Annotated in this window: 19 protein-coding genes; 12 read left to right on the top strand and 7 right to left on the bottom strand. The window is 56.2% G+C overall.

The annotated features are described in order from the left end of the window. The first annotated feature begins 43 nt into the window (after positions 1-43). From MJP36_RS21615 to MJP36_RS21580, 8 genes are read left to right on the top strand one after another with little or no spacing between them, the layout of a single operon-like run. Positions 44-799 (top strand): heme ABC transporter permease, encoded by a 756-nt coding sequence (locus tag MJP36_RS21615; protein ID WP_060753295.1) that lies wholly within the window; start codon positions 44-46, stop codon positions 797-799. Then, positions 796-972, top strand: a complete 177-nt coding sequence (gene ccmD / locus MJP36_RS21610) for a heme exporter protein CcmD (RefSeq protein ID WP_060753296.1) — start codon at positions 796-798, stop codon at positions 970-972. The genes MJP36_RS21615 and ccmD overlap by 4 nt, the downstream gene beginning before the upstream one ends. Continuing rightward, a complete protein-coding gene (ccmE, locus tag MJP36_RS21605) occupies positions 969-1,436 on the top strand; it encodes a cytochrome c maturation protein CcmE (protein WP_104995914.1) in 468 nt (155 codons plus the stop codon). The genes ccmD and ccmE overlap by 4 nt, the downstream gene beginning before the upstream one ends. A 3-nt stretch (positions 1,437-1,439) precedes the next feature. Beyond that, complete coding sequence (locus tag MJP36_RS21600; RefSeq protein ID WP_090365987.1) at positions 1,440-3,428, top strand: heme lyase CcmF/NrfE family subunit; 1,989 nt, start codon at positions 1,440-1,442, stop codon at positions 3,426-3,428. Beyond that, positions 3,425-3,961 carry a DsbE family thiol:disulfide interchange protein gene (locus MJP36_RS21595; RefSeq protein ID WP_008434782.1) on the top strand — a complete coding sequence of 179 codons (537 nt, stop codon included), beginning with the start codon at positions 3,425-3,427 and terminating at the stop codon, positions 3,959-3,961. Before MJP36_RS21600 ends, MJP36_RS21595 begins: the two co-directional genes overlap by 4 nt. Next, complete coding sequence (locus tag MJP36_RS21590) at positions 3,958-4,431, top strand: cytochrome c-type biogenesis protein (protein ID WP_090365984.1); 474 nt, start codon at positions 3,958-3,960, stop codon at positions 4,429-4,431. The genes MJP36_RS21595 and MJP36_RS21590 overlap by 4 nt, the downstream gene beginning before the upstream one ends. Continuing rightward, a complete protein-coding gene (ccmI, locus tag MJP36_RS21585) occupies positions 4,424-5,608 on the top strand; it encodes a c-type cytochrome biogenesis protein CcmI (RefSeq protein ID WP_090365982.1) in 1,185 nt (394 codons plus the stop codon). Before MJP36_RS21590 ends, ccmI begins: the two co-directional genes overlap by 8 nt. Positions 5,609-5,622: 14 nt before the next feature. Next, positions 5,623-6,018, top strand: coding sequence for a hypothetical protein (locus tag MJP36_RS21580; protein ID WP_060753302.1), 396 nt, complete (start codon positions 5,623-5,625; stop codon positions 6,016-6,018). A gap of 94 nt (positions 6,019-6,112) precedes the next feature. Here the strand turns inward: MJP36_RS21580 and MJP36_RS21575 are convergent, their stop codons facing one another. The 7 genes from MJP36_RS21575 to MJP36_RS21545 form a co-directional block, all read right to left on the bottom strand. Beyond that, positions 6,113-7,630 (bottom strand): MFS transporter, encoded by a 1,518-nt coding sequence (locus tag MJP36_RS21575; RefSeq protein WP_244383980.1) that lies wholly within the window; start codon positions 7,628-7,630, stop codon positions 6,113-6,115. A gap of 85 nt (positions 7,631-7,715) precedes the next feature. Next, positions 7,716-8,588 (bottom strand): prephenate dehydrogenase dimerization domain-containing protein, encoded by an 873-nt coding sequence (locus tag MJP36_RS21570; RefSeq protein WP_244383979.1) that lies wholly within the window; start codon positions 8,586-8,588, stop codon positions 7,716-7,718. Continuing rightward, positions 8,585-10,654: an aminodeoxychorismate synthase component I gene (gene pabB / locus MJP36_RS21565; protein ID WP_244383978.1), complete on the bottom strand. Its 2,070-nt coding sequence runs from the start codon at positions 10,652-10,654 to the stop codon at positions 8,585-8,587. Before pabB ends, MJP36_RS21570 begins: the two co-directional genes overlap by 4 nt. After that, entirely contained in the window at positions 10,651-10,986 is a 336-nt protein-coding gene (locus MJP36_RS21560; protein ID WP_244383977.1) for a chorismate mutase, read from the bottom strand. Before MJP36_RS21560 ends, pabB begins: the two co-directional genes overlap by 4 nt. A gap of 46 nt (positions 10,987-11,032) precedes the next feature. Then, entirely contained in the window at positions 11,033-12,304 is a 1,272-nt protein-coding gene (locus MJP36_RS21555; RefSeq protein ID WP_244383976.1) for an aminotransferase class I/II-fold pyridoxal phosphate-dependent enzyme, read from the bottom strand. Positions 12,305-12,307: 3 nt separating this feature from the next. Beyond that, positions 12,308-13,177, bottom strand: coding sequence for a N5-glutamine methyltransferase family protein (locus MJP36_RS21550; protein ID WP_244383975.1), 870 nt, complete (start codon positions 13,175-13,177; stop codon positions 12,308-12,310). Next, positions 13,174-14,607 (bottom strand): NAD(P)/FAD-dependent oxidoreductase, encoded by a 1,434-nt coding sequence (locus MJP36_RS21545; protein ID WP_244383974.1) that lies wholly within the window; start codon positions 14,605-14,607, stop codon positions 13,174-13,176. The genes MJP36_RS21550 and MJP36_RS21545 overlap by 4 nt, the downstream gene beginning before the upstream one ends. A 483-nt stretch (positions 14,608-15,090) precedes the next feature. Here MJP36_RS21545 and phnN point away from each other — a divergent pair, with 483 nt between their 5' ends. The 4 genes from phnN (at position 15,091) to MJP36_RS21525 (ending at position 21,599) form a co-directional block, all read left to right on the top strand. Continuing rightward, complete coding sequence (gene phnN / locus MJP36_RS21540) at positions 15,091-15,663, top strand: phosphonate metabolism protein/1,5-bisphosphokinase (PRPP-forming) PhnN (RefSeq protein WP_161548883.1); 573 nt, start codon at positions 15,091-15,093, stop codon at positions 15,661-15,663. 350 nt (positions 15,664-16,013) lie between these two features. Beyond that, positions 16,014-17,534 carry a M10 family metallopeptidase C-terminal domain-containing protein gene (locus MJP36_RS21535; RefSeq protein ID WP_244383973.1) on the top strand — a complete coding sequence of 507 codons (1,521 nt, stop codon included), beginning with the start codon at positions 16,014-16,016 and terminating at the stop codon, positions 17,532-17,534. A 623-nt stretch (positions 17,535-18,157) separates the two neighbouring features. Then, positions 18,158-18,970: a M10 family metallopeptidase C-terminal domain-containing protein gene (locus MJP36_RS21530; RefSeq protein ID WP_244383972.1), complete on the top strand. Its 813-nt coding sequence runs from the start codon at positions 18,158-18,160 to the stop codon at positions 18,968-18,970. Between the two features lie 907 nt (positions 18,971-19,877). Next, entirely contained in the window at positions 19,878-21,599 is a 1,722-nt protein-coding gene (locus tag MJP36_RS21525) for a M10 family metallopeptidase C-terminal domain-containing protein (protein WP_244383971.1), read from the top strand. Positions 21,600-21,656 lie beyond the last annotated feature (57 nt).

Genomic DNA, 21,656 nt, shown 5'->3' with positions numbered 1-21,656 from the left:
GAGCGTCCCGCTACGACGGGAAGCCACCGTGATGGAAACAGCAATGAACTGGACCTGGTTTCACAAGCTCGGCTCGCCCAAATGGTTTTATGGCATCAGCGGCAAGCTGCTGCCGTGGTTGAGCATCGCCGCCCTCTTGCTGATCGGCGTCGGCCTGGTCTGGGGCCTGGCTTTCGCGCCGCCGGACTATCAGCAAGGCAACAGCTTTCGCATCATCTATATCCATGTACCCGCTGCGATGCTGGCCCAGTCCTGCTACGTGATGCTGGCGGTGTGCGGCATCGTCGGCCTGGTGTGGAAGATGAAACTGGCGGACGTCGCCCTGCAATGTGCTGCGCCCATCGGCGCATGGATGACCGCCGTGGCGCTGGTCACGGGCGCGATCTGGGGCAAACCGACCTGGGGCTCGTGGTGGGTGTGGGATGCGCGACTAACGTCCATGTTGATCCTGCTGTTCCTGTACTTCGGTCTGATTGCGCTGGGCAATGCGATCAGCAATCGTGACAGCGCCGCCAAGGCCTGTGCGGTGCTGGCGATTGTCGGCGTGATCAACATCCCCATCATCAAGTACTCGGTCGAGTGGTGGAACACCCTGCACCAGGGCGCCACGTTCACCCTCACCGAAAAGCCGGCGATGCCCGTGGAAATGTGGGCGCCGTTGCTGCTGATGGTGCTGGGGTTTTACTGTTTCTTCGGTGCCGTGCTCTTGATGCGCATGCGCCTTGAAGTGCTCAAGCGTGAGGCCCGCGCCAGTTGGGTCAAGGCCGAAGTGCAAGCCTGCCTGGGAGCGCGTGGATGAGCTTTGCTTCTTTCAGTGATTTTCTCGCCATGGGCCACCATGGCCTGTATGTCTGGACGGCCTACGGCATCTGCCTGGCGGTGCTGGCCCTCAACGTTGCCGCGCCAGTTCTGGCCCGCAAGCGTTACCTGCAACAAGAGGCGCGTCGTCTGCGCCGGGAGACCGATAAGTGAATCCGCTGCGTAGAAAACGTCTGTTGATCATCCTTGCCATCCTGGCCGGCGTCGGCATCGCCGTGGCCCTGGCCTTGAGCGCCCTGCAGCAGAACATCAACCTGTTCTACACCCCGACCCAGATCGCCAATGGCGAAGCGCCGCAGGACACGCGTATCCGCGCCGGCGGCATGGTGGAAAAAGGCTCGCTGAAACGCTCTGCCGACTCCCTCGACGTGACCTTCGTGGTCACCGACTTCAACAAGGCCGTGACCATTACCTACCGCGGCATCCTTCCGGACCTGTTCCGCGAAGGCCAGGGCATTGTCGCCCTGGGCAAACTCAACGCCGACGGCGTGGTGGTGGCCGATGAAGTGCTGGCCAAGCACGATGAGAAATACATGCCGCCGGAAGTGACCAAGGCCTTGAAAGACAGTGGTCAATCCGCCCCAAGCTCTAATTCACAGCCTGCCAAGGAGGGATAAGTGATGACGTCCGCACTGTTTATTCCGGAGCTGGGCCAGTTGTCGATGATCCTCGCCCTGTGCTTTGCCATCGTGCAGGCCGTGGTGCCGTTGCTCGGTGCATGGCGCGGCGATCGCCTGTGGATGAGCCTGGCGCAGCCGGCCGCCTGGGGCCAGTTTGCCTTCCTGGTGTTTGCGTTTGGCTGCCTGACCTACGCCTTCATGACCGACGATTTTTCCGTCGCCTATGTGGCCAATAACTCCAACAGCGCTCTGCCCTGGTACTACAAGTTCAGTGCCGTATGGGGCGCCCACGAAGGTTCGCTGCTGCTGTGGGCATTGATCCTCGGCGGCTGGACGTTCGCCGTGTCGGTGTTCTCGCGCCAACTGCCGCAAGTGATGCTGGCCCGCGTGCTGGCAGTGATGGGCATGATCAGCGTGGGTTTCCTGCTGTTCCTGATCATGACTTCCAACCCGTTCAGCCGCATCCTGCCGCAGATCCCGGTGGACGGTCGCGACCTCAACCCACTGCTGCAGGACATCGGCCTGATCGTGCACCCGCCGATGCTCTATATGGGTTATGTCGGCTTCTCGGTGGCCTTCGCGTTTGCCATCGCCGCCTTGCTCGGCGGGCGCCTCGATGCTGCCTGGGCGCGCTGGTCGCGACCATGGACCATTGTTGCGTGGGCCTTCCTCGGGATCGGCATCACCCTCGGTTCATGGTGGGCCTACTACGAACTCGGCTGGGGCGGCTGGTGGTTCTGGGACCCGGTGGAAAACGCCTCCTTCATGCCCTGGCTGGTGGGCACTGCGCTGATTCACTCCCTGGCCGTCACTGAAAAACGCGGCGTGTTCAAAAGCTGGACCGTGCTGCTGGCGATCGCCGCATTTTCCCTCAGCCTGCTCGGTACTTTCCTCGTGCGTTCGGGCGTGCTGACTTCGGTGCATGCGTTTGCGTCCGACCCAGCGCGCGGCGTATTCATCCTGATCTTCCTGCTGTTCGTGGTCGGTGGTTCACTCACGCTGTTCGCCCTGCGCGCGCCAGTGGTCAAGAGCCAGGTGGGTTTCAACCTGTGGTCGCGCGAAACCCTGCTGCTGGGCAATAACCTGGTGTTGGTGGTGGCCGCCTCGATGATCCTGCTCGGCACGCTGTACCCGTTGGTGCTGGATGCCTTGAGCGGCGCCAAGCTGTCCGTCGGCCCGCCGTATTTCAATGCGTTGTTTATCCCGCTGATGGGCCTGCTGATGGTGGTGATGGCGGTTGGCGTGCTGGTGCGCTGGAAGGACACACCCGTCAAATGGCTGGCCGGCATGCTGATGCCGGTGCTGCTGGGCAGTGTGGCCCTGGCGGTGATCGCCGGTATTGCCTACGGCGACTTCAACTGGGCGGTGCTCGCCACCTTCCTGCTGGCGGCCTGGGTGTTGCTGGCGGGTGTGCGCGATATCTTCGACAAGACCCGCCACAAAGGTTTGATCAAGGGCTTGCCGACGCTGACCCGTAGCTACTGGGGCATGCAGATCGCCCACATCGGCATCGCCGTGTGCGCCCTGGGCGTGGTGTTGTCCAGCCAGAACAGCGCCGAGCGCGACCTGCGCCTGGCGCCGGGCGAGGCCATGGACCTGGCCGGTTACCACTTTATTTTCGAGGGCGCCAAGCACTTCGAAGGCCCGAACTTCACCTCGGATAAAGGCACCGTGCGCGTCGTGCGCAACGGCCGCGAAGTGGCTGTGCTGCACCCGGAAAAACGCTTGTATACCGTGCAGAGTTCGATGATGACTGAAGCGGGTATCGACGCTGGTTTCACCCGCGACCTCTATGTGGCGCTGGGTGAACCCCTGGGTGAGGGTGCCTGGGCGGTGCGCGTGCATGTGAAGCCGTTTGTGCGCTGGATCTGGTTTGGCGGTTTGCTCACCGGGTTCGGTGGTTTGCTTGCCGCGCTGGACCGGCGCTATCGGGTCAAGGTCAAGAGCCGGGTGCGCGAAGCCCTCGGCCTGCAGGGAGCGGCGGTATGAAGCGTTGGTTGATGGTGTTGCCGCTGGCGGCATTTCTGGTGGTGGCGGTGTTCCTGTATCGCGGCTTGTACCTGGACCCGGCCGAGCTGCCCTCGGCGATGATCGGCAAGCCGTTCCCGGCGTTCAGCTTGCCGACGGTGCAGGGCGACAAGACCCTGACCCAGGCCGACCTGCTGGGCAAGCCGGCGCTGGTCAACGTGTGGGGTACCTGGTGCATCTCCTGCCGCGTTGAACACCCGGTGCTGAACAAGCTGGCCGAGAAGGGCGTGGTGATCTACGGCATCAATTACAAGGACGACAATGCGGCGGCCTTGAAGTGGCTGGCGGAGTTCCACAACCCGTACCAGCTGGATATCCGCGACGAAGACGGCAACCTCGGCCTCAACCTCGGCGTGTATGGCGCTCCGGAAACCTTCTTCATCGATGCCAAGGGCGTGATCCGCGACAAATACGTCGGCGTGATCGACGAAGTCGTGTGGCGTGAGCAACTGGCCGCCAAGTACCAGGCCCTGGTCGATGAGGCCAAGCCATGAAGCGCTGGTTGACCGCCGCTGTGCTGGCACTCGGGCTGGCAGGTGTGGCCCATGCCGCCATCGATACCTACGAGTTCGCCAATGATGCCGAGCGCGAGCGTTTCCGCGACCTGACCAAGGAACTGCGCTGCCCCAAGTGCCAGAACCAGGACATCGCCGATTCCAATGCACCGATCGCCGCCGACCTGCGTAAAGAAATTTTCCGCATGCTGGGGGAGGGCAAGGACAACCAGCAGATCATTGACTTCATGGTCGATCGCTACGGTGATTTTGTGCGTTACAAACCGGCCCTCACCGGCAAGACCGCACTGCTCTGGTTCGGCCCCGCCGGGCTGTTGCTGGCCGGTGTGGTCGTCATGGCGGTGATCGTGCGCCGCCGCCGCGCCGCGCCGATTGATGGCAGCGACGCACTGTCGCCTGAAGAGCGTAAACGTCTCGACCAATTGCTGGACACCAAGACTGATGATTGATTTCTGGCTCGCAGCCGGCTTGCTGCTTCTGATTGCCCTGAGTTTCCTGTTGATCCCTGTGTTGCGCGGCCGCCGTGCCCAGCGTGAGGAGGATCGCACCGCGTTGAATGTGGCGTTGTACCAGGAGCGTGTTGCCGAACTGCAAGTGCAGCAGGCCGAAGGCGTGCTCAATGCCGCGCAACTCGATGCCGGCCGTGCGGAGGCGGCCCGTGAATTGCTGGCTGACACCGAAGGCGCGGAAAAAACCCGTGAGTCGCGCCTGGGCAAGCCACTGCCATTACTCGCCGCGCTTCTGGTCCCGGTGCTGGGCATCAGCCTCTACCTGCACTTCGGTGCCAGCGACAAGGTCGAATTGACCCGCGAATTCTCCCAGCCGCCGGTGTCCATGGAAGACATGACCCAGCGCCTGGAGCGCGCCGCGGCGGCCCAGCCGGACTCGGCCGAAGGTCTGTACTTCCTCGGTCGCGCCTACATGGCGCAGGATCGCTCCGCCGATGCCGCGAAAGTCTTCGAGCGCACCGTGGCCCTGGCCGGTCGCCAGCCCGAACTGCTCGGCCAGTGGGCGCAGGCGCAGTACTTTGCCGACAACAAACAGTGGTCGCCCAAGGTTCAAGCCCTGACCGACGAAGCGTTGAAGCAAGATCCCAAGGAGGTCACCAGCCTGGGCCTGTTGGGTATCGCAGCCTTTGAAGGCCAGCGTTATCAGGAGGCTATCGACTACTGGAGCCGCCTGCTGGCGCAACTACCGGCGCAAGACAACTCTCGCGCCGCGCTGCAAGGCGGGATTGACCGTGCTGCCGAAAAGCTGAAAGAAAGCGGTAGCGCCGTCGCACCCAAGGCGGTGATGAGAGTGCGTGTGGATGTGTCGCCCGAGGTGAAGGCCAAGGCCCTGCCTACCGACAGCGTGTTCATCTTCGCCCGCGCCGTCTCCGGCCCGCCGGCGCCCTTGGCGGCCAAACGCGTCACGGTGGCTGAGCTTCCGATTACCGTCGAACTGGGCGACGCCGACGCGATGATGCCGCAGTTGAAACTGTCGAACTTCCCCGAAGTCCAACTGGTTGCGCGCATATCCCGGGCGGGTGTTGCCACCGCCGGTGAGTGGATCGGCCGCAGCCAACCCTTGGCCAGCAGCACCACTGCGCTGCAGCAACTGACCATCGACAGTCCGAACCCGTAATTCGAGGAAACGCCATGACCGCATTTGCACGCATCACCTTGCTCAGCCTGGTACTCGGCCTGAGCGCCTGTGCGGTCCACCGGCCCCCTCCAGCGCCCACCGGCCCGACGATCCCACCGTCAGGCCCATCGACCCAACCGAGCACCAAGCCGTCCGGCCCAGTCACTCCGGCCCCCAAACCACAGCCCAGCAAATCGCCGACGTTCGCCCCGCCACCGGGCGCCGCCAGCCACTGGGATGGCAAGATGCAGGTCTACGTACTCGACGACCAGCCCGACACCTTCTATCGCCAGCGCACCTACTACCGCTGGAGCAACGGCTGGAGTCGTTCGATCAGCCCGAACGGCCCCTGGGAAGAAACCGATGTGCACGGCGTGCCGCCAGGGTTGAGCAAGCAGTACGCGCAATGACAAAAGGCGACCTTCGGGTCGCCTTTTTCATGGGTTTGAAATCCACTTTGCCGGTCACCGCAGGGCAAATGTGGGAGTACTTCTGGTTCCGACTCTATGTCGCTGTCTGACGAGCCTTCAGCGTACACCTAGCGACGACGATGGCCAGCACCGCCAAACTGAAGGTGGTCCAGGCCATCAGGTGAGTACCTCCCTCAAATGCCTGCGTGGCACTGTTCATCAATTCACTGGCCTGATCTCCCACCAATGTGGCTGATACCGCATGAGCGCCTGCCAATGTCTCGCTTGCCAGGCTTATCTGCATGGGCGTCAGGAAGTCGGGTAATTGCAATGTGCCGCGGTAATAGGCGGTGACAAGGCCTCCGAGCAGGGTGGTGCCGAGCACTACCCCGACTTCATAGGCGGTTTCGCTGATGGCTGATGCTGCTCCGGCTTTGGTGGGTGGGACGGCCGACAGAATCACGTCGTTGGAGACAGTAGCGATTGCACCAACGCCAATGTTCAGCAATGCAAACGCCGCCACAATCACCGTCAAACTACTGCCCAGGCCTGCAACCAACAAAAATGCGCCGGCAGTAAAGGCCAGCAGGATGGGAATCAGGACATTGACCGATACTCGCTGCGCGACCGGGACTATCAGGATGCCCACCGCAATTGCCATGATCTGACCCGGAATCAGCGCGATACTGGCGCTAAGGGGGGACATTTGCAGAACGATTTGCAGGAATTGAGTGGAGAAAAATACAAAACCTATCAGGAAAGCCAAGCTCATCAGATTAATCGTCACCGACCCGCTGAACGTCTTGTTGCGAAACAGGCCCAGGTCCATCAACGGCGTCGACAGGTGCAATTGGCGGCGTACGAATTGCCAACCGATAACCACTGCAACGCCGAAGGCCACCAGCGCGGACACATCCAGAGCATCGCTGGCGATATGCTTGATGCTATACACCAGAGCACTGAGCGCCACGATGGATTGCACAGTACTGATGGCGTCCATAGGCCCGGAAGCATCGGGCTCCGACTCAGGCAACAGCCAGGGGCCGAGCACTAATAAGGGCACCAGCACCGGTACCGCCAGTAGAAAAATCGATCCCCAGGCAAAGAACTCGAGCAGAACGCCACCAACCAAAGGTCCAAGCGCAGAACCGACCGTCAACGTTGTCGCCCAGATAGCCACGGCCATGCGCCGCTCTTCCCGGTCTTCGAAGAGTGACCGAATCAACGCCAATGTCGAAGGCATCAACATGGCACCGAAGATCCCCATACAGGCACGTCCCACGATCAGTTGGGAGGCAGTGTGAGAGTAAGCTGTCATGACTGAAACGACGGTAAACCCCAGTGACCCGATCAACAGCAGTTTTCGATGGCCTTTGCGATCACCCAGGCTACCCATGGTAATCAGCAATCCTGCCAATACCAGTGAATAGGCATCAATCATCCATAACTGCTGGCTGGCGCTAGGGTGTAACGCCTCAGCGATTTTTGGCAGTGCGAAGCCCAAGACCGTGTTATCCACGGTCACCAGCAAGACCGGTAGCATCAATATCGCTAGAGCCAACCACCGCCGAGACCGGGTTTGTCGTTTTACTTCATCAGCCGCTAAAGACATCACCGGCTCCTTCTTGAAAAATTCATAGATTTATACATTGCGGATTGCACGGAAGAACTTCCCCATCCATTGGCAAAGTCATTTTTCAATTCAATAGTGAAAACAGATGCTGGCAGTCCACCGCACCCGCATTCAAACGTGTGCCTAAAGCATTTGAAATAGACTGTAAGTCACTCTCGAACTGCTCGTAGTCTCTTTCAATGACGTTTTTCTGCAGGCACTCCAAGCCGTGGACTAACGCTGCACGCTGGGCAGTTGCTTCGTTGTTTTCCAGTTGAATGTCCCAATAAACTTCCGGTGGGTTAACCAATATCCGTGAAAGCAGAGCCATCATGGTGCGCATCGGGGGGGGCATGACTTCGGCCATTGTGTCTAGGTCTACGGAGGATTTGGCTAGCGCCATACCGAATCCGATTATGGCTGCATGAGGTAATGCCTGGCACAAAGCCATCAGTTCGTCATGTGCGGCTGGCGTCATTCGGCGGATCTTCATCCCGGCTTCCATCAGGTGACGCTCGATGAAGGTTTGCGGGGCTTGCGTGTCTTCCACGCAGACTGCCACCGTGCGCCCCTGGACGGACAGTTTTGGCGAAAACATCGGATTCACGCCAGCAAACTGTTGCTGCGGCGCTGCAGCTTTCAACGCCTTATAAAAGGGACTCTGTACCGAGCAGGTGGGTATTAGCACTACCTCGGATGAAAGGAAGCTTGTCACCCAGGGAATAGCGTTTACCGCAGCGCTTTCCGGCAGTGCGAAAACGACTGCGGTGGCATTATGAAAAATAGCTCCCGTATTACTGAATGGTTGGGTCACATCCAGTTCGTGATACTCACACTCAAACGGCGCGGGCCGACGATCTACGACTCGCACGAAGTACCCATATTGTTTGAGAATACGGCTGATCATCGAGCCGATGAGGCCGGAGCCTCCCAATACGACTACTGTGTTGGAATTCATTTTTCGCTCCCTGCGCAAAAACTGTAATAGGGTACGCTGGCTTTGATTAGTGTCTCTTCAAGCTCTTCATTCGGATCTGAGTGAGCGACAATTGCACCGCCGATGCCGAACTCAGCCTGTTGTTTGTGCAATACCGCCGTACGAATGACAATGCTCAGTTCTGAGCTGCCGCTGAATGAGATCCAGCCAAGTGCACCTGAGTAGACGCCGCGTGCGCAAGTCTCCAGCCCATCGATAATTTCCATCGTGCGTTTTTTCGGTGCTCCAGTCATTGATCCGCCTGGAAAGCAGGCCCTAATGGCCTCTATTGTCGATATGTCATTGCGTAAATGCCCACGTACAGTGGAGACGAGTTGGTGTACGGAGGAAAAACTTTCCACCGCAAAAATATGCGGCACATGCACACTGCCTGAGCGGCACACCCGGTTTAAATCATGGCGCACTAAATCCACAATCATAAGGTTCTCAGCACGATCCTTGGTTGAGGCTTGCAAGTCGTCTCGCAAGCGCTGATCTTCAACTGGGTCCTTGTCCCGTGTACGAGTGCCTTTGATTGGGCGAGACTCGATTAGGCCGCCTTCATCAATTCTCAGAAAGGTTTCGGGCGAGGCGCTCAGCACGCAAAAGCTATCGAGACATAAGTAGGCGCCATAGGGCACGGGACTCGCTTCGCGCATCCGTTGGTAGGCCGCTAGTGGTGCACCGCTGTAGTTCATTCTCGCTCGGTTGGTCAGGCATATTTCGTAAGATTCGCCATCGGTGATGTATTGCAGTGACTGCTTGATCTTGCGTACGTAATCATCGGGACCATCTTCGAGTGACAGCTTAAGCTGATCTACCGCGCCCGGCACAAAGCGCGGTTTATCTGTGTTGCTGTGGGGGGCTGGAATTGAAGCCAATATCGTGGGCCACTCCGGCGTCTGGCCTGTCGCGCTTATCATGCATTCGTAGACTGTCTGTTCATGGTGGTCGAAGACGAAGAAATGCGGGGCGAACATAAAGCTGGCGTCTGGATAACCAGAGCGATGGACCTTTTGCCCGCCGGTCAGAGCTTTCAGCTCATAACCCATGTACCCGACGAAACCACCCTTGAACTCAAAAGGAAGGTATTGCGGGACTGCGACGTTCACCGCCCCCATGATTTGGTCGAACAATGTGAAGAAGTCACCTGTCACAGTCCGACTGCCTTCAGGGCCTTCAAGTGTCAGGCACTCGTTGTTGACGTCATAGGATAGTCGAATAGAACCCTGGCCCTCGCCACTGCCCATAATTGAATAACGTGCGTTGGGTCTTTCCGATTTTTCACTGTCGAGCCAAAACGCGTGGCGATCATCGGTGTAGAGCTTTGTGAACAGTGCCAGTGAGTCCAACGAACCAGAATGGGTACGATAGGCTAATTGCATATTGAGTAAGCCGCCTACAGCCACGTAATGTTCTTTCGCCGATAGAGAACTCGACAAGTCTTGCTTCATCCGTGTGCGATGGCTTCTATTGTGGTCGAGTGCCATGCGGATGAAGTTGCTCAGCAGGGCATGCCCGTACTCGGAATCGATGGACTCGGGATGAAATTGAACGCCCCAGACCGGGCGGCTTTCGTGCTCAATCGCCATCACCACACCACCCTCCGTCCACGCGGTGCAGCGTAGCTCCTGAGGTAGATGAGTACACATCAGCGAATGGTAGCGGACAACTTCAAACTGCTCTGGCAAATCGCGGAATAAACCGCTGCCGGAATGGGTGATTTTGCTCCGGTAACCGTGCACGGGGTTGGGGGCGTGACCCACCGTTCCGCCGAGAAACTGGGCGATGCCTTGATGTCCAAGGCAAATACCAAGTAACGGCACCGGGGAGCGAAGGATAACCTCTCCGCATACGCCAAAATCCAGATATTCGCCCGGATGTCCTGGGCCGGGTGAAAGTACTACGGCATCGTATTGTTCTATTTTCAGGTTTTCATAGGCTACGGTATTGGTGATGACCTCGGCGCAAACACCTGTGACCTCATACAGGTATTGAGCGATGTTCTGAGTAAAAGAATCAAAGTTATCAATCAGCAATACTTTCATGAACTCTGCCCCTGATTTCTTCGTTGTTGGATCAATTGCTCCTCTTGGCTGCAGGTTTCTTCGATAATCAGCTTGAAAATCGACTGAACGTAATCGGTCCTCAAGCCGACTTCCGAGGATTTATCCTTGAGTTGATCCAACACCTGAACAATACGTTGCGGTTGCATCATAGGTATGTCGTGGGTGGCCTTGAGTTCGGCAATCTCCATGCATACATTCATGCGTTCGCAAAGCAGTTCCACCAACTGGTTGTTGATCCTGTCCAGCTGATCACGTTTGGGGCGCAAAATGGTGGAAGGAGTTATCCGTGAAATCTGTTTATTTTGTGTCATTTTTCATTCCTTTGATTTTTACGGCGGGTGGCTCGCGTATTAATCGTCAGGCCGTAGTCACGCTTGCCGGAGTGGCTTTCCATAAGCCTGCACGGGTGACCTCGTTCAAGGATGAGGCCAGTTGTCGAATGTCGTGATGTGTGTGGCTTGCCGAGAAGGCAAAACGCAGCATGGCCTTTCCCTTAGCTATAATCGGATAGAAAACCGGGAACATCAGGATGCCGTTGTCTCGCAGGATCCGGCACGCTTGCAGACCATCTTCTTCCGTGTCGAAAAGTGCGCCTCTGACCGGTGATTGAACGCCGGCGTTGAGCAGGCGATCCTGGGTCAATGAGTCGAACAGACGTATGTTGGCCCACAGGTTGTTTTGCAGGTTATCAATCTGGTGACTCAGGTGTATTTCCGCTGCCGCGACGTTGGCTGCCAGCATCGGCACCATGATGGAGTGACCGAAAACTAGCGGGTTGGCCAGCGATTGAATTGACGGAATATCTCGTGGGTCGCTCACTACCACGAACCCGCCAGCCCCTCCGAATGCTTTGGAGAGAGAACCAGCCAGAATCATGTTGTGCGGCAGTTGGTTATCTACGGCTGCAAGGGCGTAACCAGCGCCATGACGTCCTGCGATGGATATCCCATGAGCATCATCCACATACAGGTATCCCCCGGCTGCTCCCAGTTGGTGCGAGAGTTGTGCGATAGGAACCAAACCGCTCATCGAGCCAATACCGTCGATCAGCAGAATCGGCGTTTCCTGGCGTTCAGAGCAGTTTTTCAATGCGGTGCTCATCGATTCCGGGTCGGTCGATTGAACACGGGACACCTCACCAAACTGCTGCAGAACGCCTCGTAGTACCTGCATCGATGCGTGAGCGGTTTTGTCTACCAACCAGTGCGCCCGCTTTCTGATCGGGTAGCCTTTGAGCGAATTACTGCCTAGCAGCGGCAGTACGCCTAGATGCACACTGCTGGTCGAGGTGAATACACTGACACCGCAGTCTTTGTAGATTTCGCTAAGGAGCGATTCCAGTTGCGATAAATAAACAGGGCGCATTGCACTGCGCGATGAAGACAAGTGCAGACCAACATCGCCCAAAGCGCGGTGTGCCGCCTCGATCAGTGCAGGGTGTGTTTCCAGGCCCAGATAAGAACAAGAGACGAACTCGGTGAACGTGCCGCCCTGCGCCAAAGTAATGCGTTTGTTCTCACGGCTTACGACAGTAAATCCTGTAAGGCCCTCCGCGTAAGCACTTTCTAAGGCGCTGCTGGTATTGTCACGGCGAATGGTCATCCAATCTTGTTTGGTTTGTGCATCCATTGCTCAAAATTCCTCTGCCTGAACTGTATTCGGTAACCTGCCAACGGTCATGACTGAGGTGCCCGTACTGTCCGATGCCTGGCGGTCAATGACCGTCTGGATTTCACCCAGGTGGTGTTGTTTAAATAGCTTACGGACCGCGCATGCCTGATCCTCGCCATGCTCGATTACCAGCCACCCATCAGGTCTTAGTAACGTCATCGCCAGCTCACTGATTCGACGTATCAGGTCCAGGCCGTCGGCACCTGAGTAAACGGCCACGACAGGATGATGGTCGCCCCATTCAGGCTGTAGCTGAACTAGTTGGGGAACATAGGGGGGGTTGGCGACTATGAGCCCCACCTGGTGGGTGAAACGGGTAAACGCTTTGACGTTAAAAATATCCGCCTGCATCGCTTTGACATGCACGTTTTTGGTTGAGAGCCGGGCTATGTTGCGCTTGAGATAGCTTACGGCTACCTCTTCTAACTCTACGCAGGTGACCTCGAGGTCTGGCCTGCGCCGAGCAATTGCCAGCCCGATCGCCCCGCTGCCGGCGCAAAGGTCCAAAACGCGAGTTCCAGTTGCCAGTCTGGTGTCGTCCAGCCATTTATGAATAACAGTGCTATGTGGGCGTGGGACGAACACACCGCTGCCGACAACCAATGGCAATTCATCAAACTCTACGCTGCCGAGAATATGCCCCAAGGGAATACGATTACAGCGCTCGCTGACAGCCAGTCTGAATTCATCAAGTGCGCGTTGCTTGTCTGTGCGCACTATAAAACGATCGACCAGGCTGCTCAGGTCATTATCCGGATCCCAGATACCGGACGCTTCCAACTGAGCGCGGGCTTGAGCGATAGCCTCGCGCTCGAATTTACCCAGACTCATGACCATTCCTTGTAATACTGTGCCAGCTTCACCCGCATGGATTCGTAGAGATAGGAGAAGGCGACCAACTCTGGGGGCGGCGTGAATGTGGGGTGTAGTTCATCAATCAGGTGCTGGTAATTACTCGAAAGTCCTTTATCAAGAATAGGCAACCAGTAAGGTTTTACGTCCCAGCGATATTCATAACCGGTGGCAAACATTTGCTTGACGGTTTCACCGACCGTCAGCTCACGAGCCAGACCAGCCAGTGGGGCGCGCACAGGATGGAAGGTGCTCAAGTCCAATCCGGTGCTCTTTACGTCTGTCAAACAGTCAGCGATATAGGTCGCCAGCAAAGGCGATTGGTGCAAGCCGTCACGGTAGGTTCCAGTAGCCAACCACAGCCCCTGTACACCGCACTCGCCAATCAATGGAAAACCGTCAGCTGGAATTGGACGGTTGCCCACCTGAATCGAAATAATTTCAGCGCTATGTAGATCGAGATTTAACTGGTCGACTGCGCAATCGAGCAAAAACTGCACATCTGAGACCAGTGCATGGTGTTTGGGACGTTCGGCTAGGATATTGGTCGCGCCCAGATACAGCACGTCTTCACCTCGTGGTACGCAATGAAGGCCGCAGGCAAACGCACGATTAGGAGTGCGGATTACCGACTTTGGCAGTGTCATGCCTTCCGGCAGCTTTACAAGAATAGAGACGCCATATCCGCTGAACAGAGGAGGGATTTTTTTTACCACGTAGTCTAAATCACTAAGCAGATCCAGCGACTGAACACCCGCGGCGACGACAACTTTTTTACCCCAAAGTACTTGTCCGTCGAGTAGCTCGACCCCCGTCGCGACCCCACCTTCGGTAAGCACTCGAATGGCATTCTGATTAATTAAGGTGCCATTGGTGGCCAGTAAGGCTGCGTCGAGTTTTTCCAGCAGCAGGTGGGAATTTACGGCGTGCTCATTGGGAATGAACAGGCCGCGCAGGGGCCGCACCAGATGGTCTGGGGCGAGCCATTCCATCGTTCTTGGATCAATGGTCTCAAACGATTCCTCATAAGCTCGCAGTGTTTGCTCGATCGCTTCGTAGTTGACAGTATCGACCTCGTCCATCCCGGCACTGTTTAGCAAAACATGCGTGCCTCGGGCGGTGAACAGTTGCTTGCTGATGCCGGATGCGTTAGCCAGGCGTTCGGCCCAAGCAGGCCATAAGTCCTGCGCCTGACGGTCCATATTTAGCTTGAGCTTGCCATGTTCACTGGCCAAGAGTCCGCTGGTGACCTCGCCAAAGCAGCCATTCATTGCACCAGCGGCCTTGGACGCTGCGTTGGTGCGATCAGTCTCACCGACTCGGCAAACATTCAAGCCGCGTGAGCCAAGTTCATATGCGATAGAGCCGCCAATGGCTCCAGCCCCTACTACAATTACGTCGAACTCCATGTTCTAGACCCCTAATTAACCGGTAACTATAGGATGAAAACCGTTCCCATGTAGGAACGTGCTGAACTTTGTATAGTTTGTAATGAGGTGCGACCATCGGGTATTTGTTTCATGTTGTATCGCTGTTACAAATTCACATATTTACCAAAAAAGCCTCGAGTTTAGGGCGCATCTATCTGTAGCTTCCAATACATAGAGATGATCGCGTTCATCGGTCTTTGTCATGCCTGAGAAATACATGCAGCGAACAATGCAGAGCAAAATGCTTGGGTTTCTTCGGGTTCGCATTCGCTCCCTAAAAGCGTACTAGCGACTTGGCTATCAGCACTGAACATGATCATGCCGATGGGCGCACCGAACTGGGTGCACGGCGTATCGCACTCGGGTAATGTGGCCGCCGCCGGCCTGGCGGCCGGGGGATTGCTGGGTATACTTTCCAGCGACTACCAGGCCAGTCTGGCGACAAGCGAAGAGGGTGTTTTGATGGCGGGCAGGTTGATCTATCTCATCGGGCCGTCGGGTTCGGGCAAGGACAGCCTGCTGGAGGCCGCACGCCCACGTTTGCTTGAGCGCGGCTGCCGCATTGTGCGCCGCGTGATCACGCGTTCGGCGGAGGCGGTGGGCGAGGCGGCGCAGGGCGTGAGCCCGCAGCAGTTTGCCGCGATGCAGGACGAGGGCGCATTTGCCCTGAGTTGGCAGGCCAATGGGCTGTCTTATGGCATCCCGAGGGAAATCGACGTCTGGCTGGCGGCGGGGGAGGATGTGCTGGTCAATGGCTCCCGAGCGCATCTGGCGCAGACGCGTGAACGCTATCCGACCTCGTTGGTGTTGCTGCTGACCGTGGATCAAGCGGTGTTGCGTGAACGCCTCATCGCACGCGGGCGTGAGTCGCTGGCGGACATTGAAGAGCGCCTGGCGCGCAACGTGCGGTTCACCGCCGAGCTGATTGCCGGCAATGGCGCGGGATTATTCGTGCTGGATAACTCCGGCCCCCTTGAGCATACCGTCGAGCGCCTGTTGTGCTGCCTGGATCACGGGGACGCGGCATGTGCCTGACGTCCGCGTTCATTGCGTAATGTAGGCGTCAGACGTGTTGAAAGTGAGGCAGGGGTAACGAGAGTGTTCCACTAGTTACCGGTGTGTTTGGGTGGGTTTCTTGATGTTTTCACCTCAATAGATTGCTCGCTTGTTGCGAAGTATTTTTTCTTTATAAAACAGCTTGTTGACGGTTTGTAATAGAACAGTCAAGGCAGCTTGTTGTTCGGCGGTTTTCAGGCAGTGGTCTTGCAATAAAGTCTGGGTGGCTGGCGCTTTTTATCTATGGGACTTTTATCGGGCTGGCGACGGATTGGTCAGCATCGAAAATTCATTATGGATTGTGCTCAACGCCCAAGAGTATTCATGGCATGCAGATCCCTGTCAGACATCCTTTCCTGTCACACCCCGATTCTTTGCCGTCCGAACCACCGTGCTCGAATAAAATTGATGTTTTAAAGTGGGTCGGTACACAGCGCTCCTTTAATACGGATCAAGCGGCAAAACATATAACACGCGAAGGTTGCAAGTTTTATGATCGCAATGGTGATAATAAAATCGTTGTTGGTTTTAACCTGGTTGGAGGATTTACCGAGCCTCAGAAGGTGCGTATCAGGGAAGCCTTGCAATACTGGGCGGATGTTACAAACATCAACTTTGTTGAAAATGGCTCGAACACCGATGGCCATATCACGGTCAATGGCGTGGCGGGTTCTTGGTCTGGTCACGCGTATATGCCTAACCAGTCTCAATCTCGGGTCACCGCCAATATAGGCACCGGGGGTGGCGGGGGTAAGCCGGCGATAGGCAGCGCGTTCCTGGGTTTGGCGATCCATGAACTGGGACATACCCTGGGGCTCAGCCATCCGGGCGACTACGACGGCATGGGCCACAGCTACAGCAGTTCTGCGGCCTACAAACAGGACACCAAAGCGCGCAGCGTCATGAGTTACTGGGCGGAAACCAACCAACCCGGGCACAACTTCGCCAACCAAAGCCCCTGTGCGCCCATGATGGATGATATTGCGGCGGTTCAAAGGCTTTATGGAAAGAACACCAAGACCCGAGATACCGATACCACGTATGGCTTCAACTCCAACGCCGGTCGTGAGGTTTATAGCCTCAAGCGTGCAACTGAAAAGCCGGTCTTCACGGTCTGGGACGGCGCGGGCAACGATACGCTGGATTTTTCCGGGTTTGCCCATAACCAGAACATCAACCTCGATGCCGAGGCGTTCTCGGATGTGGGTGGGCTGCGGGGAAACGTCTCCATTGCCAAAGGGGTGGTTATCGAAAATGCCATCGGCGGATACGGTGACGATACGTTGAAAGGGAACGACGGCGACAATCGCCTCAAAGGCGGCAAGGGCAGCGATAAGCTGCGTGGGGGAGCTGGATCTGACACTTTCATTTATGAGCGCATCAGTGACTCTACCCCACAAAAGCCTGACACCCTTGAGGACTTCACTAGTGGTGTCGACCGGATCGACGTTTCCGGTGTGCTTCGAGCTGCAGGCCTCAAGGACCTGAACTTCTCCGAGCGGTTCAGCGGCCAGGCGGGCGACGCCATACTCAGTCATGATTCGAATACAGGCCGTTACCGCCTGGCTGTGGATACGACAGGGAGCGGCGAGGCTGATCTGCTGATCCTCAGTCGTGGCCAGATCAAGCAGACGGATGTGATCTGGAGCGCCCCTGGGCCGACGGTCGCACCAAATGTGGAACCCGCTCCTGAACCAGAACCAACCATTGAGCCTGAGCCTGAGCCGATTCCGGACTCGGCTCCGGCCCCGCTCACTTTCGGCTTGGCTGGGCTCGTCAAAAGAACGGTGAATAAACTCTCCACGACGGCCATCGGCTGGGTAAGCCGAATATTTTCATGGTTCAAATAATGCCAAGCCAGTTTGTACCCTGTGCGGGTGAGTACCTAGTGTTTAAAGACAGCGCGTTACAGGATTTGAGGTTATTTTAAAAGCGGTTGGCCTGTTGTCTTTAGTTTTAAAGGGGGGGTTGGAAGGTTTTTGTCAAAGTTTGCATTGGTGTTTTTGTATTGCTCTTCTTGTCAGCATGGGTGAGTGTTTTAGTCTGAAATAAATAAGCTGTTGTCGCGCTTTTTTTGTCGTGAGAATTTAGAGCTGCTTTGATCGGATGCTCATTTATTTCCTATGTGTATTTGATTCCGGCAATGGGTTTTAATTATTTGTATTCGAAATATTTTCTGGATGGAGAGTGTTGGCTTATGACGGTTCATGGCTCTAATATCAGTTTTCAAACGTATAGTTCATCGCGCTTTGCGGAGCAGTCTACTTTGAGTGGTCGGCCTGATGATACGATGATGTCCAGTACTTCTCGCCTGCACAACTACCACACCCGTAGTCATTTTTCGTCCACGGTAAATGTCCTGGCACCCAACGTACTCGACAGGGGATGGGCGGGCCCGGGGAACGCAAACCTATCGTCCGCCTCCGGCGGCAATCAGCAGATTATGGCGGGGTTTCCAGGGGGGAGCGAAGTGATGAGCCTGTTCGCCAGGGCCTATATGGAATTCCAGCAGGCTTTTACCCGATACGCGCCATGGGGGAGTGCGCATCCGCGCCCGGCATCTGAACCCAAGCCTGGTCCGAAGGCTGTCTTGGCGGCATGCCCAGCCCCTGTGCTGGAGCCAAGTCCGAAGCCTGAGCCGCGTCCGGCGCAACATTTTCCGGGCGATACCCGGTATGGGTTCAATTCGAATACCGGGAATACTCAAACTTCCCTGGTATCTACCTATGACAGACCATGGTTCAGCGTCAAGGATGCAGGGGGCAACGATACCTTGGATTTTTCCGGGTTCAAGCAGCATCAGGTTATCAATCTGGGGGCGGGTACTTACTCCAGTGTCGGTGGGATGGCTAACAATGTTTATATCAGCCGCGAGTCGAAGATTGAAAATGCTGTGGGGGGGGCAGGCAACGATCGGATAATCGGTAACTCATCTGATAATGTCCTGCTTGGGGGGGAGGGCGCAGACACATTGAGTGGCGGCGGCGGGAGTAATGTCTTCAAATATAATGCGGCAGCTGACTCCACTTACGAGAATGCCGACCTGCTCACGGATTTCAAGACAGGTTGGGACAAGATTGATTTGTGCGGCATGGCAAATGCGGCTGGCGTCAGGCTGAACCTGGTGCACAGCTTCACGGGGCGACCCGGTGACACAATCATTAAATACAATGCAAACAGCGGGCGCTATTTTATGGCGGTCGACATGTCGGGTAATCGCCACAGTGACTTCCTGATAAAGAGTACTCGGCCTTTCGGCCCGGAGGATGTCATCGGATTGTCCTGAACACATGAGCCGTGCGCTCGACTGATGTGCACGGAAACATTGCGTTGATCCCCTCGCTGTAACTATCAGCCTCATATTTATCTATTTACAGGCTTGAAACGCGCCCTGGCTTCGCGTTCAAGCCTGCTTTCTGATTCAGCATGGCAGCCTGAAGGCTCCGTGTCGGCGCTATCAACCCCTCCTGGCATGATCCTTCCCCCTACTTAGCTTTGCTGAGGCAAATGTGTGCACTTGGCCGTCTTGTCGACCTGGTTGACGCATTCGCCTGCATTTTACTTCTTTCGCTCCGAAGGTTTGATTTTTCAGGCAGGAATAATGCTGTAGGCATTAATTTACCGACGCGAGACAGAGAATAATCTATTTTTTTGAAATGTTGAGTTTTTCACTCAAGCCAGATTCTTAGATCCTTGTCTTGAATGGATAGTTATGTAGTCATAGTAAGAGAGGGGGTGTTTAACTTTGAGTTTTTGATGAGGTTGGTGTTATCTGATTGTGAGCAATGCGATGAAATTATTCTGATTTTTAGTGTGCTTTATAATTTGTTTTTTCTGCAAAGTCAGTGGCTTATGAAGGTTCTACGTGTGTGTCTGAGGTGGGGGTGGTTTCAGGGTTTTGCGTGGTTAAGGAAAAGTGTGATCAGGATTTAGAATGTGTCAGGGTGAATTAATTAGTGCCTGGAATGCCAAGCGGCTGTGTGCGAACTTAAGGGTGTGCCGACAACTAGTGCCGCTCTTGATGAGCGGGGATTCGGTATCTCGAGTTTGACAATTGTTTACCCCGAGTTTGATTGAAATGAGGACTATGGTTTATGAGAGTACCCGGACCGCCCGCTACTGCCGTTAGTGTAAATAAGGCGTCTAATCCCTGGAGCAGTATCAGCCCTGGGCAGCCTATCAAGACGTACACCTTGGGCAGTAAGAAGGCCGTATTAACAACAGAGCAGGCTGGGAAGAAAATTACCCGAGGTGGCTACCGGTTTCATGACCGCGATGGCGACAAGAAAATTGACTTGTCGTATCGGATCGCCAAGGGCTTCACTCCGCAGCAGGCGGATCAGGCCAGGCAAGCACTGCAATCTTGGCAGGATGTCGCCAATGTGACGTTTACTGAAAACGCGCAAAAAGCCGACGGCCATGTCGATATCAATGATATGGCTGGAACACCTTCTGGCGTGGCCTCGCTCCCCAATAAGTCAATGAATCGAACATTCGCAAATATTGGGACCCTGGGTGTGGGGGCAGACCCGAAGATCGGCAGTTTTTTCCGTGAGGTGCTCATCCACGAAATCGGCCATTCCATCGGGCTGGAACACCCAGGTGGTTATGATGGTTTTGGCGACTATGGGCTTCACGCGGAGTATGCGGGGGATACCCGGGCGCGCTCGGTGATGAGCTACTTCTCGGAAAAGAATCAGCCCGGGCACGATTTCAAGTCGCTGAACCCCTCTGCGCCGATGATGGATGACATTGCGGCTATTCAGAAACTCTACGGCGCGAACAACAAAACCCGTAATACCGATACCACATACGGGTTCAACTCCAATACGAACCGTGAAGCCCTTAGTTTGAAGGCGGACAGCGACAATCCTATTTTCTGTGTGTGGGACGGTGGTGGGAACGATACATTGGATTTTTCCGGGTTTTCACAGAATCAGAAGATCAACCTCAATGCTGAGTCGTTTTCAGACGTAGGAGCGTTAAAGGGCAATGTCTCCATCGCCAAGGGTGTCGTGGTGGAAAATGCCCTGGGCGGCAAGGGAAATGACACGCTGCTGGGCAATCAGGTGGCTAACCGCCTCAAAGGCGGCGGCGGCGCAGATCGTCTGCAAGGCGGTGGTGGGGGCGACACTTTTGTCTATGACCGGGCAAGTGACTCCACCCCGGACAACCCCGATGTCATTCTGGATTTTGAAAGTGGCGCAGATACGATTGATCTCTCTGCGGTCCTGAAAGCTACAGGTATCAAAGCGGTCAAGTTCGTCGATCATTTAACCGGTCAACCGGGTCAAGTCGTGCTCAGGTACGACGCGGGTAGTCGCGAGGGAAGCCTGGCATTGGACCTGACGGGCAACGGCAAGGCGGATCTGTTGATAAATAGCATTGGCCAGATGAAGGCGGGGGATGTCCAGGCGAATGGCGAAAATCCGGCACCCTCGCCCGTGCCGAAGGAGCCCAGGCCGGAGCCACGTCCTGTGCCGCAGGAGCCCAGGCCGGAGCCACGTCCTGTGCCGAAGGAACCCAGGCCGGAGCCATGCCCTGTGCCGAAGGAACCCAGGCCGGAGCCACGTCCTGTGCCGAAGGAACCCAGGCCGGAGCCATGCCCTGTGCCGAAAGAGCCCAGGCCGGAGCCATGCCCTGTGCCGAAGGAGCCCAGGCCGGAGCCATGCCCTGTGCCGAAGGAGCCCAAGCCAGCTCCACGTCCGGATGTCTGCGAGCCGAAGACAGACCCGCGTCCACGACCTCCAGCGGATCTTTGCGGGCCGCAGGTGGGCCCTGGGGGCCTGAATGACGCACATAGATTCCATGCCAAATCTGCGGAGCATCGATCGACGCTGATGTCGGCCTTTGATAGCGCTGCATTTACGGCGCGGGCATGGCAAATCGATCCATTAAATAATAAAAATGTGTGAAATATATTTAAGTAAGTTGTGTTGCTTGAATAGTTGATCCTCTCGCTGATCGCTTGA

The sequence above is a fragment of the Pseudomonas palleroniana genome, from assembly GCF_022836895.1.
Taxonomy (GTDB): Bacteria; Pseudomonadota; Gammaproteobacteria; order Pseudomonadales; family Pseudomonadaceae; genus Aquipseudomonas; species Aquipseudomonas palleroniana.
This window is presented reverse-complemented; position numbering and strand designations above follow the sequence as displayed.